This window comes from Streptomyces sp. YIM 130001, from assembly GCF_003574445.1.
Taxonomy (GTDB): Bacteria; Actinomycetota; Actinomycetes; order Streptomycetales; family Streptomycetaceae; genus Streptomyces.
This window is the reverse complement of record NZ_KZ984552.1, coordinates 204375-222360: the sequence shown is the minus strand read 5'-3', so window position 1 is coordinate 222360 and position 17986 is coordinate 204375. Positions and strand designations below refer to the sequence as shown.

The 17986-nt window shown below is 71.3% G+C and carries 15 protein-coding genes; 6 read left to right on the top strand and 9 right to left on the bottom strand.

All coding sequences use genetic code 11. The features are described from left to right. Positions 1-50: 50 nt before the first annotated feature. The 7 genes from DSC45_RS10930 to pepN all read right to left on the bottom strand — a co-directional run bounded on the left by DSC45_RS10930 (position 51) and on the right by pepN (position 9991). On the bottom strand, positions 51-737 hold the full coding sequence (locus DSC45_RS10930; protein WP_119289561.1) for an SIMPL domain-containing protein: 687 nt from the start codon (positions 735-737) through the stop codon (positions 51-53). A 53-nt stretch (positions 738-790) separates the two neighbouring features. Next, entirely contained in the window at positions 791-2203 is a 1413-nt protein-coding gene (locus DSC45_RS10925; RefSeq protein WP_119289559.1) for a lysine N(6)-hydroxylase/L-ornithine N(5)-oxygenase family protein, read from the bottom strand. Next, positions 2200-3633 carry a pyridoxal phosphate-dependent decarboxylase family protein gene (locus DSC45_RS10920; protein ID WP_119289557.1) on the bottom strand — a complete coding sequence of 478 codons (1434 nt, stop codon included), beginning with the start codon at positions 3631-3633 and terminating at the stop codon, positions 2200-2202. The genes DSC45_RS10925 and DSC45_RS10920 overlap by 4 nt, the downstream gene beginning before the upstream one ends. A gap of 601 nt (positions 3634-4234) precedes the next feature. Then, the gene (locus DSC45_RS10915) at positions 4235-5893 is read right to left on the bottom strand and encodes a multicopper oxidase family protein (protein ID WP_119289555.1); all 1659 of its coding nucleotides are present in this window, start codon (positions 5891-5893) and stop codon (positions 4235-4237) included. Beyond that, complete coding sequence (locus DSC45_RS36080; protein ID WP_205571301.1) at positions 5886-6422, bottom strand: hypothetical protein; 537 nt, start codon at positions 6420-6422, stop codon at positions 5886-5888. Before DSC45_RS36080 ends, DSC45_RS10915 begins: the two co-directional genes overlap by 8 nt. A 154-nt stretch (positions 6423-6576) precedes the next feature. Next, entirely contained in the window at positions 6577-7470 is an 894-nt protein-coding gene (locus DSC45_RS10905; protein ID WP_119289553.1) for a LysR family transcriptional regulator, read from the bottom strand. A 10-nt stretch (positions 7471-7480) separates the two neighbouring features. Further along, positions 7481-9991, bottom strand: a complete 2511-nt coding sequence (gene pepN / locus DSC45_RS10900) for an aminopeptidase N (protein ID WP_119289551.1) — start codon at positions 9989-9991, stop codon at positions 7481-7483. Positions 9992-10294: 303 nt separating this feature from the next. Here pepN and DSC45_RS10895 point away from each other — a divergent pair, with 303 nt between their 5' ends. The 6 genes from DSC45_RS10895 to DSC45_RS10870 all read left to right on the top strand — a co-directional run bounded on the left by DSC45_RS10895 (position 10295) and on the right by DSC45_RS10870 (position 16415). Then, positions 10295-11161, top strand: coding sequence for a TetR/AcrR family transcriptional regulator (locus DSC45_RS10895; RefSeq protein WP_119289549.1), 867 nt, complete (start codon positions 10295-10297; stop codon positions 11159-11161). Positions 11162-11234: 73 nt separating this feature from the next. Beyond that, the gene (locus tag DSC45_RS10890) at positions 11235-12122 is read left to right on the top strand and encodes a beta-keto acid cleavage family enzyme (protein WP_119289547.1); all 888 of its coding nucleotides are present in this window, start codon (positions 11235-11237) and stop codon (positions 12120-12122) included. A gap of 62 nt (positions 12123-12184) precedes the next feature. Continuing rightward, positions 12185-13150, top strand: a complete 966-nt coding sequence (locus tag DSC45_RS10885; RefSeq protein WP_119289545.1) for a 3-hydroxyacyl-CoA dehydrogenase NAD-binding domain-containing protein — start codon at positions 12185-12187, stop codon at positions 13148-13150. Further along, positions 13147-13638, top strand: coding sequence for a thioesterase family protein (locus tag DSC45_RS10880; RefSeq protein WP_119289544.1), 492 nt, complete (start codon positions 13147-13149; stop codon positions 13636-13638). Before DSC45_RS10885 ends, DSC45_RS10880 begins: the two co-directional genes overlap by 4 nt. A gap of 116 nt (positions 13639-13754) precedes the next feature. Then, positions 13755-15047 carry a lipase family protein gene (locus tag DSC45_RS10875; protein ID WP_119289542.1) on the top strand — a complete coding sequence of 431 codons (1293 nt, stop codon included), beginning with the start codon at positions 13755-13757 and terminating at the stop codon, positions 15045-15047. Between the two features lie 228 nt (positions 15048-15275). Further along, on the top strand, positions 15276-16415 hold the full coding sequence (locus DSC45_RS10870) for a PQQ-dependent sugar dehydrogenase (RefSeq protein WP_162929187.1): 1140 nt from the start codon (positions 15276-15278) through the stop codon (positions 16413-16415). A 109-nt stretch (positions 16416-16524) separates the two neighbouring features. Here the strand turns inward: DSC45_RS10870 and DSC45_RS10865 are convergent, their stop codons facing one another. Together DSC45_RS10865 and DSC45_RS10860 are read right to left on the bottom strand one after the other, a co-directional pair. Beyond that, positions 16525-16914, bottom strand: a complete 390-nt coding sequence (locus DSC45_RS10865; RefSeq protein WP_240434576.1) for a chorismate mutase — start codon at positions 16912-16914, stop codon at positions 16525-16527. A gap of 80 nt (positions 16915-16994) precedes the next feature. After that, entirely contained in the window at positions 16995-17891 is an 897-nt protein-coding gene (locus tag DSC45_RS10860; protein WP_119289538.1) for a helix-turn-helix domain-containing protein, read from the bottom strand. Positions 17892-17986: the final 95 nt, after the last annotated feature.

Here is a 17986-nt window from a genome sequence, read left to right as displayed (position 1 = left end):
GGGTGTTGTGCGGGGTGGGGCGGGTTCCGAGGGTGGGTTCCGGGGTGGGTTCAGAGGGTGGGGGCGATCATGGTGAAGCGGGCGTTGACGGCGGCGTGGACGGTTTGGCGTTGGGGTTCGAGGTCGAGTGCGGGTGGGGTGTCGGTGGGGGCGCCGGCGAAGGCGGCGCGGGAGGTGGGGGCCATCTGCGGGTAGGCGGTGGTGGTTTCGGCGCCGATGTCGGCGAGTTCGAGGAGGGCGTGGAGTCGGGTGTCGAGGGCGGCGGCGTATTCGCGGGCGCGTTGGACGGCTTCGTGGACGGCGAGGCGGCGGGCTTCGCTGTGGGCGGGTGAGTCGGGTGTGAGTTCCCAGTACGGGCCGGTGATGCGGGTGAGGTCTTGGTCGGCGAGGCGGGTGGTGAGTTCGCCGAGTGCGGTGAAGTCGGTGAGGTGGGCGGTGAGGTGGACGCGGCCGTGGTAGGCGCGGATGCGTTCGCCGCGGCCTCGGTGGAGTTCGGGGGTGATGGAGAGGGTGCTGGTTTCGAGTTTGTGGAGGGCGTCGGGGTAGCTCTTGATGAGTTGAGTGGTGTGGGTGTTGCGGGTGGTGAGGTCGTCGAGTGCGGTGCGTCGGTCGGTGCCGCGGGCGAGGACGGTGATTTCGAGGCGGGCGGTTTCGGGGTCGACTTCGAGGTGGGCTTCGCCGCGTACGGCTAGGCGGGGTGCGTCGGGTGTGCCGTCGGGGGTGGGGTGTGTGGTCATGGCGTCACTGTGGCATGGCGGGGGTGGGGTGGGTCGGCTGTCGGTGGGGCGGGTCAGCCGTCGAGGTGGACGAGGGTGCTGGGTTGGTCGGTGTTGCTGGGTGCGGTGGGGGTGGTGAGGCCGAAGGTGGTGAAGGCGGTGCGTTCGGGGAGGGGGTAGGGGTTGGTGCCGGTGAGGTTGTTGAGGATGGTGGCGCTGCGGTGGGCGGCGAGGCCGAGGTCGGGGGCGCCGACTCCGTGGGTGTGGCGTTCGGCGTTCTGTACGTAGATGGCGCTGCCGGTGCGGGTGATGGCGGGGTCGAGGGTGAGGCGGTAGTTGTGGTCGATGTGGGGGCGGCCGTTGTCGTCGTGGCGGAGGTGGGGGGTGAGGCCGTCGAGGAGGGGGGCGAGGGGGCGTTCGCGGTAGCCGGTGGCGAGGATGACGGCGTCGGTGGTGAGGCGGGTGCGGGTGCCTTGTTCGGCATGTTCGAGGTGGAGTTCGACTTGGCTGCCCGCGACGCGGCCTGCGGTGCGGACGTGGACGCCGGGGGTGAGGGTGGTGTCGGGCCAGGTGCCGTCGAGGGTGCGCTGGTAGAGCTCGTTGTGGATGGCGGTGATGGTGTCGGTGTCGATGCCTTTGTGGAGTTGCCATTGGGTGGGGATGAGGCGGTCGCGGGTGGGTTGGGGGAGGTTGTGGAAGTAGCGGGTGTAGTCGGGGGTGAAGTGTTCGAGGCCGAGTTTGGAGTACTCCATGGGGGCGAAGGCGGGGGTGCGGGCGAGCCAGTGGAGGCGTTCTTGGCCGTGGGGGCGGTGTTTGAGGAGGTCGAGGTAGATTTCGGCGCCGGATTGTCCTGAGCCGATGACGGTGATGTGCCCGGCGGCGAGGAGGCGTTCGCGGTGGTCGAGGTAGTCGGCGGAGTGGATGACGGGGACGGTGGGGGCGTCGGCGAGGGGGCGCAGGGGTTCGGGGATGTGGGGGGCGGTGCCGATGCCGAGGACGATGTTGCGGGTGTGGTCGCGGCCGAGTGCTTCTGCTTCGCCGTCGGGGTCGAGTTGGGTGTAGTCGACTTCGAAGAGTTCGCGGTCGGTGTTCCAGCGGATGGCGTCGATCTGGTGGCCGTAGTGGAGGGTGGTGAGGTGGTTGCTGACCCAGCGGCAGTAGGCGTCGTACTCGGTGCGTTGGATGTGGAAGCGTTCGGCGAAGTAGAAGGGGTAGAGGCGGTTTTGGGCTTTGAGGTGGTTGAGGAAGGTCCAGGGGTTGGTGGGGTCGGCGAGGGTGACGAGGTCGGCGAGGAAGGGGACTTGGAGGGTGGCGCCGTCGATGAGGAGGCCGGGGTGCCAGTGGAAGGCGGGGCGTTGTTCGTAGAAGGCGAGGTCGAGGGGTTCGGGGAGTTGGTCGGCGAGGGCCGCCAGGGAGAGGTTGAAGGGGCCGATGCCGATGCCGACGAGGTCGCGTGGGGTGTCGGGGGTGGGGTTGGGGGTGTTCATGGTGCGGTGGTTCCTTCCGCGGGTGGTTCCACCGGCGGGTGTGGGGGGTTGCCTGTGGAGGTGATGGTGGTGAGGAGGGTGGTGAGGTGGTGGGGTGTGGTGTGGGGGTTGAGGAGGGTGGCTTTGAGCCAGAGGCGGCCGTCGAGGTGGGCGCGGCCGAGGACGGCTTGTCCGGTGTGGAGCAGGTGGCGGCGGATGTCGGCGAGTTGGGTGTCGGTGGTGTGGGTGGGGCGGAAGAGGACGGTGCTGATGGTGGGGCGGTCGTAGAGCTCGAGTGCGGGGTGTTTTTGTACGGCGTCGGCGAGTTGGTCGGCGAGGGTGCAGACGGTGTCGACGAGGGTGCCGAGTCCGGTGCGGCCGAGGGCGCGGAGGGTGACGGCGGTTTTGAGGATGTCGGGGCGGCGGGTGGTGCGTAGGGAGCGGCCGAGGAGGTCGGGGAGTCCGGCGTCGGTGTCGTCGTCGGCGTTGAGGTAGTCGGCGCTGTGGGTGAGGGGGGTGGCGTCCTGGGGGTTTTGTACGGCGAGGAGTCCGGCGGCGACGGGTTGCCAGCCGAGTTTGTGGAGGTCGAGGGTGACGGTGTGGGCGCGGTGGAGGCCGGTGAGGTGGTGGCGGCGGGTGGGGCTGAAGAGGAGGGGTGCGCCGTAGGCGGCGTCGATGTGGAGGCGGGTGTGGTGGCGTTCGCAGATGTCGGCGATTTCGGGGAGTGGGTCGATGAGGCCGGCGTCGGTGGTGCCTGCGGTGGCGGCGACGAGGTGGGGGCCTGGTAGGTCGGTGAGGGCGGCGTCGAGGGTGGCGGGGTCGAGGGTGCCGGCGGGTGCGGGGAGGGTGATGGGGTCGGGGAGGCCGAGGAGCCAGGCGGCGCGGTGGAGGGAGTGGTGGGCGTTGTCTGCGATCAACAGGCGTACGGGGCCGAGTTGTTCGCGGGCGAGGAGGAGGGCGAGTTGGTTGGCTTCGGTGCCGCCGGTGGTGACGAGGGCGTCGGCGGGTGCTTGGGGGTGTGTGCCGGTCGGGGGGTAGATCTCGGCGGCGAGGGCGCGGGTGATGAGGGTTTCGAGGGTGGAGGCGGCTGGGGCTTGGTCCCAGGAGTCCATGGAGGGGTTGAGGGCGGAGGCGGCGAGGTCGGCTGCGGTGGCGAGGGCGAGGGGTGGGCAGTGGAGGTGGGCGGCGCAGTGGGGGTCGGCGGGGTCGGCTGCGCCTTGGGTGATGAGGGTGGTGAGGGTGGTGAGGGCTTCTTCGGCGCCGGTGCCGTGGTCGGGCAGGGGGTTGCCGAGGGTGTGGGTGACGTGTGCGGTGACCGCTTCGGGGCCGCCTGCGGGGAGGGGGCCGGCGCGGTGGGTGGCGCCGGTGTGGAGGGCGTCGAGGACGGTGTGGAGCAGGGGGCGCAGTGCGGTGGGGCCTGCGGTGCCTCCGGAGAGGGGCGGGGTGCGCATGCGCGGTCCTTCGGGTTGTGCGTGGAGTGGCCGGGTCGTCTGCCTCGCGCGGGTGCGCGCGGGTCGGTGACCCGGTCAGCTCAACGAGTCAACCCGAATGGGGTAACTGACCCTCGGGGCATGGTGGCCGGATTCGGGGGTTGCCTGTGCCTTGCGGCGGGGGTGTCGCCTCGTGGCCCGGTCGGTCGCCGATGTTCTTGGACGCTGGAGGTGGCCGCTGTCGCGGCGTCTTCAACATCCGTGCGGGGTGGGCGAGTTGACGGGCGGCGCGGTGGCGGAGTCCGGCTGGCGGAGGGGGGGCGGGGGCGCGTCTCTCGGTCCTGTCGCCCGGTCTTCGCGTTCCGGCCTTCGCGTTCCGGCCTGGGCGTTCCGGCTCTTCGCGTTCCGGTCTTCGCGTTCCGGTCATCGCGTTCCGGCCCTTCGCGTTCCGGCCCGGGCGTTCCGGCTCTTCGCGTTCCGGCCCTTCGCGTTCCGGCCCGGGCGTTCCGGCTCTTCGCGTTCCGGCCCTTCGCGTTCCGGCCCTTCGCGTTCCGGCCCTTCGCGTTCCGGCCCTTCGCGTTCCGTATGGCCTCGGGTGAGTTGCCCAGGTGGCCTCGGCCGTTCAGACGACCTCGAAGTTGGCCATCATCGCCATGTCCTCGTGCTCGGCGTTGTGGCAGTGGAAGAGGAATCGACCCCGGTAGCCGTCGAAGCGGGCGATCACCTCGGTGGACTCGCCGGGCCGCAGGTGGACGGTGTCCTTGACGCCGGCGTCGTGGGGGCCGGGTCGACGGCCGTTGCCGCGGGCCAGGATCTGGAAGCCGACGAGGTGCAGGTGGACGGGATGGTGGGCATCGGCGACGAACCGCCACAGCTCCACCGCGCCGAGCTGTGGCCGGGCTTCGATCCGGTCCGGTGCGAACGGTCGGCGCCCGATCAACCAGCCGGGTCGGCCGTGCACTTGACCGGCTTGGAAGGCGAACTCGCGGGTGACGGTGGCCTGGGAGCGATGCAGTGGCTCGATTTCGGCGAGCCGTCGTGGCACGTGGCTGTCGTCCGCCGCCCGGCGGGTGACGCGGAAACGCATCACCTGGCGGGTGCCGCCGGAGCCGAGTCGGTTGACCAGGGTCACGGTGCTGCCCACGGGGTAGCGGCCGAAGTCGACGACGACGTCGTGGCGTTCGGCCGGTCCGGTGGGCAGTGTGTCGTGGTCGCGGGGCGCGGCGAGCAGCCCCTGGTCGGCCCCGATCTGGCGGAACGCGCCGCCGCCGGGGGGCGGTGGGTCGAGGGCCAGGTGGTAGCGGCGGGCGTTGGAGCCGTTGAGGATGCGCAGCCTGTGGCGGGTCGCCGTGACCTCGTGTTCGGGCCAGGGGGCGCCGTTGACGAGGATGACGTCGCCGAGGACGCCGCCGGTGAACTCCTCCCGTACGCCGGGTGTGGTGTGCAGCTCCGGGTCCAGGGACGGGTAGTCGAAGGAGCCGTCCGCTGCGAAGGCCCGGTCGGCGATCATGAGGGGTAGTTCACGCTCGCCGTGCGGCAGGGGCAGGGCGTCTTCGATGTCGTCGCGGACGAGGTGGAATCCGGCGAGGCCGCGGTAGATCGCCGGGGCGGTGAAGTCCATGCGGTGGTCGTGGTACCAGAGGGTGGCCGCTGGTTGGTCGAGGGGGAAGGTGTATTCGCGGGAGCCGCGAGTGAGGTGGGCGCGGGGGTCGGGCGCGTGCGGGCCCGTTCCCTGGCCGTGTCGGTTCGGCTCGCCGCCGTGGCCTGTCTTTTGTGGGGTGCGCCCGTGGTGTTGGGCATGGGGGTCCGTGCGGCGGTGCGCGGCGTCGGGTGCGGGTAGCAGCAGGTCGGTGGGGTAGCCGTCGGAGTCGGCCGGGGTGCGGCCGCCGTGCAGGTGGACGACGGTCGGGACGGGCAGTTCGTTGCGGTGGCGTACCACGGTGGTGCGGCCGCGCCGGGAGACGATGGTCGGGCCGGGGAAGATGCCGTCGTAGCCCCAGAGGGGTGTCGTGAGCCCGTCCGGGAGCAGTTCGGCGCGGGAGGCCCGCTGGGTGATCCGGTAGCGGTCGATGCCGCCCTCGGTGCTGGTCGGGCGGAGCACGGGTGGGATCGGCAGGGGTACTTGGAACGGTTTGGGCAGCGGTGCTCTGCTGTGCAGCACCCTCCCCGTCTCGGTGGGCCGGTCGAGCAGCGACGGGAGGGTGAAGCTGGTGGCGGCGCCGGCGCCGAGTGCCAGGGAGGCGGTGAGGAGGCGGCGGCGGGACGGGGTGGAGTCAGGCATCGAGGGGCCTCGTTTCCGCGGCGTCTGTGGGTCCGGCGGGTACCGCTTCCGCGGTTTTCGTGTCGTCGGGCGTCACTGCGGTGGCCGGTTGGGGTCGGCGGGCGCCGAGTGGCCGCCACCACACGGTGAGGAAGAGCAGGCCGGCGGCGCCGACGAGTGAGACGCCGAGCGGAATGTGCAGGGCCAACAGCCCTTCTGCCCCGGCGAGATACTGTCCCGTCTCTCCGGCGACGACCGTGGTGGTGGCGGCCAGCGGCCAGCGGACGCCGCCGAGCGCTGCGAGGGTCAGGGTGAGGAGCAGTTGCAGACCGGCGAGGTACGTCGTCGCGTCGGCGCCGAGCCGGTGCAGTCCGAGGGCGTCGTAGTCACCGCCCAGGTAGAGCCCGGCGAACAGTGGTTGGCCCAGGATGGCCACGGTGTGCAGTGAGACCACTGCGCGCACTGCTGCGCCGGTCCGCCGTAGTGCGCGCGGGTGCCGAGGTGGCGTTCCCCCGGTGTCGGCTCCTGTGCGGACGTTGCGGAGTTTCATCGCCCAACACTCCTTCGCAGGCTTCGTCTTGAGCATCGGGCGTCCGCAGGTAGGCGGTGCCGTGCACACGAAGGTATGGCTGCGAAGTGATCGGATTAAAGATCAATAGAGCTATGGAGGCATGACGCGGGAGGCAAACGACCTGGCCGCAGCGTCAGAAGAAGGACCCGGGGAGCACCGGTCCCGTGGCGATCGACTCGTGCAGGGCGTGGCCGGCGGGTGAGAGGTGGGCGCCCTCGCGCCAGGAGAGGCGGAGCACCCGTTCGCAGTCCGGTGCGTCTACGGACGCCCATGTCACCGGCGCCACGATGTCGCTGCCGGAGCGCCGGGACACCTCGGGGATGAGGCCGACGCCGAGCCCGGAGCTGATCAGGGCCTGCAGCGAGGCGGCTTCGTCGCTCTCGCAGACGATGTGCGCGGTCAGGCCGCGTGCGGCGAGCAGCCGGTCGAGCAGGATGCGCAGCCAGTGCCCGGGCCGCGCGGTGACGACCGGTTCCTGGGCGATCTCCTCGGGTGTGACCTTCTCCCGGCCTGCGAGCCGGTGTCCGGCGGGCACGGCGAGGAGTACGTCTTCGCGGAGGATCTCCTGCGACCGCAGCCCGTCGCCGGTCAGTGGCTGGGAGCTGACGCAGAGGTCGACTTCGCCGGCTTCGAGCAGCCGCGTCATCTCTGCGGCGGGTGACTGCAGGAGCCGGACGGTGACGTGCGGGTGGCTGTTGCGGAAGGCGGCTATGACGCCGGTGAGGGTGAGCAGTGTCTCGGAGGCGATGCTGACGCTGCCCACGCCCTGTTCACGCGCCTCGTCCAGGGCCCTTCGTGCCGCCTCCAGTTCGCCGAGTGCCCGGTCGGTGTGGCGTTGCAGGATCAGGCCGTAGTCGTTCAGGCGCAGCCGCCCGCCCCGGTGGAACAGCGGTGTGCCCAGCTCGTGTTCGAGGCGGGCGATCACGCGGCTCACCGAGGGCTGGGCGATCCGCAGCTCCTGGGCCGCGCGGCTCAGATGCTGGTGCCGGGCGACTGCCTGGAAGATCCGCAGTGCGTGGAGGTCCATCCCCGGTTCCTCATTCCACGGACGTGGCGGAAGCGTCCCGTCGTACCTTCAAGGCCCGCTCCAGGTCGTCGAGTTGGTCGGCGAGGCGGCGGCGGAAGCCGGCGGACAGGGCGGGGTTGTCGAGGGCTCGGTGGCCGAGGTGGAGGGTGTCTTGGGTGATGGCGTAGGCGGGGAAGGCGTAGCGGCCGGCGGCGTCGCCCATGGCGGGGCCGCGTCGTTCGGCGAGGGTGGCGGCGGCCTCGAAGTAGCGGGGTACGTAGTGGCGTACGAGGTCGGCTTGTTCGGGTTGCCAGAAGCCTTGGGCGGTGGCGGTGAAGAGGTAGTTGGAGAGGGTGTCGGCCTCGAAGAGGTCGTGCCAGGCCTGTCGTTTGGCCTCGGGGTCGGGGAGTGCGGCGCGGCAGCGGGCGGCGCCTTCCTGGCCGGTGGCGCTGGGGTCGTGGAGGAGTTCGGCTTCGATGACGTCGTCGTCGGTGGCGCCGAGTACGGCGAGTCGGCCGAGGATGCGCCAGCGCAGTTCGGGGTCGAGTTCGGGTCCGCCGGGGACGCTGCCGGAGTCGAACCAGTCGCGGATGGTGTCGGGTTGGGCGGCGGCGTTGATGAAGTGGCGTACGGCGGTGAGGCGCAGGCCGGGTTGGGTGCCGTCCTCGGTGCGGCGGATGAGGTCGCGGCAGAGGTCGGTGATGGTGGCGAGGGCGGCGGGCCGGTCTTCGGGGGCGGTGTAGCGGTCGGCGACCTGGGTGGTGGCGAAGGTGAGGACGCCTTGGACGAGGGCGAGGTCGCTCTCGTGCGGGAGGTGGGCGCGGGCGGCTTCGAGGTAGGCGGCGGGCGGGAGTTCGCCGTCGCGTACCGAGTCGCGCAGGGCGTTCCAGACGACGGCGCGGGTGAGGGGTTCGGGGAGGGCGGAGAGGCCGGTTTTGAGGGTGTTCCAGGACTCGGGGTCGAAGCGGATCTTGGCGTAGGTGAGGTCGCCGTCGTTGAGGACGATGAGGGCGGGGCGGCGGCCGAGGGGGTGGGGTGCGCTCTGTGGGAGGTCGAGTTCGATGCGGTCGCGCAGGACGAGGGTGTCGCCGGCGGCGAGGTCGTGGTCGTAGAAGCCGGCGGCGATGCGGTGGGGGCGGGTGCCGTGGCGTTCGACGGTGAGGGTGGCGGTGCCGTCGGGGGCCTGGTCGATGTGCGGGCGGAGGGTGTCGACTCCGGTGGTGCGCAGCCAGGTGTCGGCCCAGGCGGGGACGTCGCGTTCGGTGGCGGAGGCGAGGTTGTCGATGAAGTCGGCGAGGGTGGCGTTGGCGAATTTGTGCCGGGCGAAGTGGGTGTTGATGCCGGTGAGGAAGTCCTTCTCGCCGAGCCAGGCGACGAGTTGGCGTAGTGCGGAGGCGCCCTTGGCGTAGGAGATCCCGTCGAAGTTGAGCATCGCGGATGCGGTGTCGGGGACGAGTTCGGGTGCGGGGGCGACGGGGTGGGTGGAGGGGCGTTGGTCGGCGTCGTAGCCCCAGCCCTTGCGGACGACTCCGAAGTCGGTCCAGGTGTCGGTGAAGCGGGTGGCCTCGGAGCAGACCTGGTAGCCCATGTACTCGGCGAAGGACTCGTTGAGCCAGATGTCGTCCCACCAGGTGAGGGTGACGAGGTTGCCGAACCACATGTGGGCCATCTCGTGGGCGATGACCATGGCGCGGGTCTGGCGTTCGGTGTCGGTGACGGCGGAGCGGTAGACGAACTCGTCGCGGAAGGTGACGAGTCCGGGGTTCTCCATGGCGCCGGCGTTGAATTCGGGGACGAAGGCCTGGTCGTAGGAGTCGAAGGGGTAGGGCTCTTCGAACTTCTCGTGGTAGCGGTCGTAGCAGGCGAGGGTGGCGGTGAGGAGTTCGTCGGCGTCGGCGTCGAGGTGGGGGGCGAGCGAGCGGCGGCAGTGCAGGGCGAAGGGCAGTCCGCGGTGTTCGGTGCGGATGGTGTGCCAGGGGCCGGCGGCGATCGCGGCGAGGTAGGTGGAGATGCGGGGGGTTTCGGCGATGGTCCAGTGGCCGTCGCCGTCGGGGTGGGCGATGCCGTTGCCGAGGACGGTCCACGCGGGGGGTGCGGTGACGGTGAAGGCGAAGGTGGCCTTGAGGTCGGGCTGGTCGAAGTTGGCGAAGACGCGCTGGGCGTCGTCCATGCAGAGCTGGGTGTAGAGGTAGGTCTCGCCGTCGGTGGGGTCGGTGAAGCGGTGCATGCCTTCGCCGGTGCGGGAGTACCGCATCTCGGTGTCGATGTGGAGTTCGTGGGGGCCTGCGGTGAGGCCGGTGAGCGGCAGGCGGTTGCCGTCGAGTGCGGTGGGGTCGAGGGGGTGTCCGTCGAGGGTCGCGGTGCGCAGGGTGGCGGGCTTGAGCTCGACGAAGGTGTCGCCGTCCGCGCGGGCCGTGAAGTGGATCACGGTGCGGGAGTCGAAGGTCTCGTCGCCGCGGGTGAGGTCGAGGCCGACCTCGTAGCGCTGGACGTCGAGGAGCCGGGCACGGATCTGCGCTTCGTCGCGCGTCAGTACGGACATGGGGACATGCTGCCCGATGTGCGCAGGTGGGCACAGAGGGGGCCCGGGGTGTGGGGCGGATGGGGTGGGGGTGCGGGGCGGCGTGTGGGGTGGTGGAGGGTGTCGAGGTGCTGACTTGGTTGTCAGTCAGTGGGGTGGCACTGGGGGCTGTTCGTGGAGTGGGACGTTCTTCAACTTGCTTGCCATTAGCAGGTTTTGAGGTTCTTCAGGGTGCCGTCGGGGCATGCTCGGGGCCGGTGACGGTGGGGGTGACCGAGCCAGGTGCGTTGCGATTATCTCAATGCTTCCGTACGGTGTCGGGCCATGGAGCAGAAGCCGAACGGCGGTGCGGTAGCCGCTCGTGTGCGGGACGTGATCGCCCGTGCCGGGTGCAGTCAGCGGGAGTTCGCGCGGCGCATCGTGATGGACCCGTCGAAGCTGTCGCGCTCGCTGGGCGGGAGCCGCCGGTTCGCCGCGGCGGAGCTGGCGCGTATCGCGGACGTGGGTGGGGTCGATGCGGGGTGGCTGCTCGGCTCGGGGTCGGAGCAGGCCACGCGTAGGGCCCCTGCGGCGGCCGCTCCCCCGGCGCCCGTGCCCGCGGCCGGCCGGCCCCTGCAGATCGTGCGGGAGACGGTGCGGCTCATCGCGGAGCACGGCTTCCATGCGGTGCGCGTCGCCGATATCGCCGCGGCCTGCGGTGCCAGCAGCGCGGCCGTGCATTACCACTTCCCGGGGCGGGCCGAGCTCCTCGAGGCCGCCGTCCGCTGGTGCATGGACGAGGACACCGCGGCGCGTGCCGCGCACCTCGCCACGGAGCAGGGGTCGGCGCAGGAGTTGCGTGGCCTGATCGCTCTGCAGACGCCGACCACCGAGCAGCAGCGGCGGCAGTGGCGTGTGTGGCTGGACCTGTGGGCGGAGGCGGCGCGTTCGACGGCTGTCGGGCGGCTGCATGTGGAGTACTACCGGCAGTGGCGCACCACGGTTGCCGACGTGATCCGGCGCGGTGTGGCTTCGGGCGCCTTCCGCCCGGAGGTCGACCCGGAGTCTGCGGCGCTGCGTCTCACGGCGCTCATCGACGGTCTGGCCTCGCAGGTCCTGGCCACGTCTCCCGACGATGCGGACGGTACGAGCCCGGAGGCGATGCATGCAGCACTGCTCGCCCACGTCGAGTCCGAACTCCTTTCTTCATAGCGGGAGTCGGCCGCACCCGGCGTAGGGCCGGTGTGCGGGCCGTCCCCGCTGCTCACCACTACGGAGGTTGTCCATGACCATGAACGACAGCGTGATCATCACCTGCGCCCTTACCGGTGCGGGCGACACCACCCGGCGCAGCCCGCACGTTCCGGTCAGCCCGGAGCAGATCGCCCAGTCGGCCGTGGAGGCGGCGGACGCGGGGGCGGCGATCGTGCACATCCACGTACGGGATCCGGAGACCGGCGCCCCGTCGCGCGACCCGAAGCTGTATGCGGAGACCGTCGACCGGATCAAGCAGACCGGCACCGACGTGGTCATCAACCTGACCGCGGGAATGGGCGGCGATCTGGTCCTGGACGCCGACGAGCCGCTGGAGAAGGGTGCGCTGCCGGGCACCGATCTGGTGGGCGGTCTGGCCAGGCTCCCGCACGTCGAGGATCTGCTGCCGGACATCTGCACGCTCGACTGCGGGTCGCTCAACTTCGGGGACAACCTGTACATCTCCACCCCCGAGATGCTCCGCAAGGGTGCCCGCCGCATTCAGGAGCTCGGTGTGCGGCCGGAGTTGGAGATCTTCGACACCGGGCAGCTGTGGTTCGCGAAGCAGCTGTACGCCGAGGGGCTGCTGGACGATCCGTCGGTGTTCCAGTTGTGCATGGGCATCCCGTGGGGTGCGCCGGCCGAGCCCGAGGTGCTGCAGTCGATGGTCAACATGCTGCCCGAGGGGGCGCAGTGGGCCAGCTTCGCCCTGGGCCGGATGCAGATGCCGTGGGTCGCGCAGTCGATTCTGCTCGGCGGGAACGTACGGGTGGGGCTCGAGGACAACCTGTATCTCAAGCGCGGGGTGAAGGCGACGAACGCGCAGCTCACGGAGCGCGCCGTGACCGTCACCGAGGCGATCGGCGCGTCGGTCGCCACGCCGGCCGAGGCGAGGGAGCGGCTCGGCCTGCGCCGCTGAACCACCCCGGGTCCGCCCGCACTCCCCCACACACCATCAAGCCCGTACCTGAAGGAGCCCGCATGCCCCGCACCCACCCCACGGACGTGACCCGAGTGACCTGTGTCGGTGCCGGAGTCATCGGCGGCGGCTGGGTCGCCCACTTCCTGGCCCGCGGATACGACGTGACCGCCTGGGACCCGGCCCCCGACGCGGAGGCGAAGCTGCGCCGCCTGGTGGACGCCGCCTGGCCCGCGCTCACCCGGCTCGGCCTCGCCGACGGTGCGGACCGCGGCCGCCTCACCGTCGCACCGACCCTCGAAGAGGCCTGCGCCCAGGCGCAGTTCGTACAGGAGAGCGCACCGGAGGAGCTGGATCTGAAGCGTGATCTGCTGACTCGTATCGACGCTGCCACCCCCGCGGACGTCGTGGTCGCCTCGTCCACGTCCGGCTATCCGATGACGGACATGGCGACCGGCGCGGCGGATCCGTCCCGCCTGGTGGTCGGGCATCCGTTCAACCCGCCGTACCTGATTCCGCTGGTGGAGGTCGTCGGCGGCGAGCGCACCGCGAAGGAGGCGGTCGCGTGGGCGTCGCAGTTCTATGAGGCGGCCGGCAAGTCCGTGATCACTATGGAGCGCGAGCTGCCCGGGTTCATCGCCAACCGTCTCCAGGAGGCGCTGTGGCGCGAGGCGCTGCACATGGTGGCGAACGGCGAGGCGACGGTGCGGGAGATCGACGACTCGATCACCGAAGGTCCCGGTCTGCGCTGGGCGTTCATGGGTCCGTGCCTGACGTTCGCGCTCGCCGGCGGTGAGGGCGGGATGGCGCACATGCTGGACCATTTCGGTCCGTCCCTGAAGTCTCCGTGGACGCGACTCGAGGCGCCGGAGCTGGACGAGAAGCTGTACGACGGCATGGTGGGGGGCTGCGCGGAGGCGGCGGCCGGCCGGTCCATCGCCGATCTGGTGGCCGAGCGCGACCAGGGTGTCATCGATGTGCTGCGCGCCACCGGGCGGCTGCCGAAGCAGGGCGGGGCGGCCGAGTGACGTTCGCACTGCCCGAGTTCGCCGAGAGCGTCCGCCCGGAGTGGATCGACTACAACGGTCATCTGAGTGAGGCGTACTACGTACTGGTCTTCGGTCATGCCACGGACGCGATGATGGCCGCCACGGGCCTGACCGACGCGTACCGCGAGGTGACCGGCTGCTCGCTGTACACGGTCGAGTCGCATGTCCGGTACCTGCTCGAGGTGAAGGAGGGGGCCGAACTCCGTATCCGTACCCGGGTGTTGGGGGTGGACGCGAAGAAGGTGCGCTTCGCTCACGAGATGTATGCGGACGCGGGGGCCGCAGGTGAGACGGGTGCGGGCGACGGCGGCATCGAGCCGGTGGCGACGACGGAGCTGCTCGGCGTCCATGTGGGCGACGGCGGCGCGCTCCCGTTCCCGGCCGGGGTCCGTGCGCGGTTCGATGAGCTGACGGAGCCGGCGCCGTGGTGGGCGGGGCGGTCGATCGGTCCCGTGCCGCGCGCCTGACGCGCCGACGGCGCACATTCTGCTCCCGACCGGCACCTGCAGGGCTCTGGCCGTCCTACTGACTCGTCAGTACGGTTGGTCAACCCCCTTTGCCCACAGGAGAGTTGGGAGCGCCGATGAAATCGGCCGCACGCAGACGACCGGTGGCCGCGGGTGCTGTGCTCGCGCTCGCGGTACTCGGATTGCCCGGGTCCGCCGCCGCGCAGCAGGCATCCGCTCCGGCGGACTCGCCCGCCGCCGCCCCTTCGACGCAGTCCGCGCCGGCGACCGCCGGGACGGCCCGTGACGACACCGACCGACACAAGCCGGGGAAGGCAGGCAAGCCCGGCGAGCGGACCGGTCCGGGCGAACTGATCGCCTCGGAGCCGTCCTCGTTCCAGTACACGCCGGGTGCACCCACGCCCACCAAGGCCTGGAAGATCACCTACCGGTCCACCTCGGCCGGTGGCAGCAGCAACGCCGTCACCGGCACCGTGATCGTCCCCGACGACGGCCGCACCGGTCCCCGTCCGCTGATCACCTACGCGGTCGGGACGGTCGGCCTCGGCGACAAGTGCGCCCCGTCCGCGGGATTCCCGGACGGTACGACGACGGAGGCACCCCTGGTCAACGCGGCACTCGTACGCGGTTACGCGGTCGTGGTCACCGACTACGAGGGGCTCGGCACGCCGGGCGACCACACCTACATGGTGGCCGAGGCACAGGGCAGCGCCGTCCTGGACGCGGCGCGAGCCGCCCAGCACCTGCCGGAGGCCTCGGGCCACGGGGTCGTGCCGGAGTCGCCGGTGGGCATCATGGGCTACTCGCAGGGCGGCGGCGCGAGCGCGAAGGCCGCCGAGATGGCCGCGTCGTACGCGCCGGAGCTGAACGTCAAGGGCACCGCGAGCGGTGGCGTTCCCGCCGACCTGACGGCGGTGGCGGACTCCCTGGACGGCGGGGACAGCGCCGGATACCTGCTGATGGCCGCGGTCGGCCAGAACGCGGCGTACCCGTCCCTGGATCTCGACAAGTACCTGAACGACGAGGGGCGCGCGCTCGCCGAGGTCGTACGCAACGAGTGTGCCGGTGCGGCGCTCGAGGCGGGCCGCGGCAAGACGATCGCGGACGTGACGACCTCGGATCCCCTGGACCAACCGGACTGGAAGTTCGCGATCTCGGCCCAACTGATCGGCACGGAACGCCCGTCGGCGCCGGTGTTCCTGTACCACGGGGACGCGGACGAGCAGATCCCGTATCCGGTCGGGCAGAAGCTGCGGGCCGACTGGTGCGCGGCGGGGCATTCCGTCGAGTGGCTGTCGCTGCCCGGTCAGTCGCATGTGGGCGCGGCGATCCAGGGCAATGGTCCGGCGCTCGAATGGCTCGGTGCGCGTTTCGCGGATCAGCCGGCCGCGGGTAACTGCGGCAGTTAGGGCGTCATCCTGTTCCCGGGGCGATCCGGGCCCCGGGAACAGGCGGGTGGCCGACGCGTGCGGACCGGTCCTGCTATTGGTCTAGGCCAGGCGCCGTCGTCCCGCTATCCTCAGCTGTGGCCAGTGGCACCATCCCCCCACCCCGGTTACCTGCCGGCTCGGGCGACGCCCACGCACCTCGGCGCCGAGCGCGGCCGGATGACCCCTCACCGCCTCCAGGAGGCCACGGTGACACTTCGCACCAGAAGCACGGCCATCATCGGCAGTATCTGCCTCGTAGCGTCCTTCGCCGTAGCCACGGCATCCGCCGACGAATCCGCCGCCCCAGGGCCTGCAGCCGCGGAGGTCGCCCTGACGGAAGTGGCCACGGCGCAGAATCCGACGGCCGGTACGGCGGGGCCCGACGACACGGTCTGGATCGCCGAACGGGCCGGGACCGTAAGGGTCCTGGACGATTCCGGGCTCGGCGAACCCGTCCTCGACATCTCCGACGAGACCACCGTCGACGGCGAACGCGGACTGCTCGGCATCGCCTTCGACCCCGACCACACGCATTTCTACATCTCGTTCACGGACCTCGAAGGCACCAGCACCGTCGACGAGTTCGCGGTGCAGGACGGCAAGCCCGACCCGGACAGCCGGCGCACCGTCCTCACCCAGACCCAGCCGTACGAGAACCACAACGGCGGCGACATCAAGTTCGGCCCCGACGGCTACCTGTACATCGGCCTCGGCGACGGCGGCGCGGGCGGCGACCCGCACGGCAACGGCCAGAAGCTCGACACCCTGCTCGGCAAGATCCTGCGTATCGACCCCGCGGGCGGCGACCCGTACGCGATCCCGTCCGACAACCCCTTCGTGGACGACCCGGAGGCGAAGGACGAGATCTGGGCGTACGGGCTGCGCAATCCGTGGCGGTTCTCCTTCGACTCGGGCACCGGCGACCTGCTGATCGGTGACGTCGGCCAGAACGCGTGGGAGGAGATCGACTGGGCCCCGGCGAGCAGCAAGGGCGGCGAGAACTACGGCTGGTCCCAGATGGAGGGCACCCACCCCTTCGAGGAGGGCACGGAGCCGGAGAACCATGTGCCGCCGGTCCACGAGTACGACCGCAGCGGCCTCGCCTGCTCCGTGACGGGCGGGTACGTCTATCGCGGCGAGGCGATCCCGGATCTCGTCGGGACCTATGTGTACAGCGACTACTGCGACGGAACGCTGCGTACGCTGCAGATCGAGAACGGTGAGGTGACCGGCGAGGGCGACCTCGGGGTCGAGGGCGGCGAGGTCGTGTCCTTCGCCGAGTCCTCCTCGGGCGACCTGTACGTCCTCGCCATCGGCGGGGCCGTCTCCCGTATCGACCCGGCGTGACCGCCTGACCGCACCGCCCGTACCACCGGCCACCGGCGGGCCGGCCGGCGCTCGGGGCCCCACCACCACGGGGCCCCGGGTTGCCGGCCGGTCCGCCGGTGGTGCGTGGTCAGGTGCGTCCGGGTGCCGTTGCGCCGTCGGCAGCGGGCTGGTCCGCGATCTGCTCGTGGTGGCGGATGACTTCCGCGATGACGAAGTTGAGGAGCTTCTCCGCGAACGCGGGGTCGAGTTTGGCGTTCTCGGCGAGGCTGCGGAGCCGGGCGATCTGCTGGGTCTCGCGGGCCGGGTCGGCCGGCGGCAGGCGGTGTTCGGCCTTGAGGTGGCCGACCTGCTGGGTGCACTTGAAGCGCTCCGCGAGCATGTGGACGACGGCGGCGTCGATGTTGTCGATGCTGTCGCGCAGGCGGGACAACTCGGCGCGCACGGCCGGGTCGACGCCGGACGCTGCGGTGCCGGGGGCGGCTGCGGTGCCGCCGGCTTCGGTGTCGCGGGAAGTCATGACGGCGAGCTTAAAGCGTGTCCCGGCAGGCGTCGCGCCCGGTCCGCGCGTGTGCCCCGCACGGGCTTGGGCGACGCGCCTCAGGGGTCCGGGGCGTCCGGTGCGGGCAGCATCGGCGGATCGTCGGGGTCGGGGACCTGCTGCGACCAGCCGCCCGGCACGGCACGGCCCTGCTGGTCACGGAAGCGGACCGGGGCGGTGCCCACGCGCCGGGTGAACAGGCGGGAGAAGTAGGCGGGATCGTCGTAGCCGACACGGCGGGCGACCGCGGCGACCGGCAGTTCGGTGGCGGCGAGGAGCTCCTTGGCGCGGCCCAGGCGGATGCCGAGCAGGTAGTCCTTCGGGCTGCAGCCGGCGCCGCGGCGGACCGCGGTGCGCAGTGCGGCAGGTGTCATACCGCCCCGGGCCGCGTGCTCGGCGACGGACAGTGGCTTGAACGCGTCCCGGGCCAGCGCCTGCAGGACGGGGTCACCGTCGGGGGTGGTGTCGGCGCGGGCCCGCCGCAGGGCGACCAGGAGTTCGTGCACGGCGGCCGCGGTCTCCACCTCGAGCAGCGGGTTGTCGCGGCGTGCGGCCCGGGCGATTCGGCTGACGGCCGCGCGGGGGCCGCCGGCGTCGGAGAGCGGCACCACCGGACGGTCCGGCTCGATGTAGCCGAGTTCGGTGTACGTGGTGGTCGCGGGGCCGGTGAAGTCGACGAAGCATTCGTCCCAGCCGGTGCCCGGGTCGGCGGCGTAGTGGTGGCTGGTGCCGGGGGTGAGCCAGATCAGGGCGGGGGCACGCACCGCCACGCGCCGCCCGTCCGCGCCGCGGAACCAGCCGCTGCCCGCGCCGATGACGACCGCGACGTGGTGGTCGAGGGTGCGGGGGCCGACGGTGGGCAGCGCACCGTGCTGCAGGCCCACGCCGAGACAGACCAGGCCGAGCCGGTGATGGACGGGGCTCGGCGTGAAGTAGCGCATCCAGGTGTGGTACATGCCCCGCTCCGCCCCTTTCGTTCCGTGCCCGGTGCCCGCGGGTGCCGGTGCCGGCCGCCTGCACCCGGCGTGCCGCGGCGGCCGCCGTTCCGTCG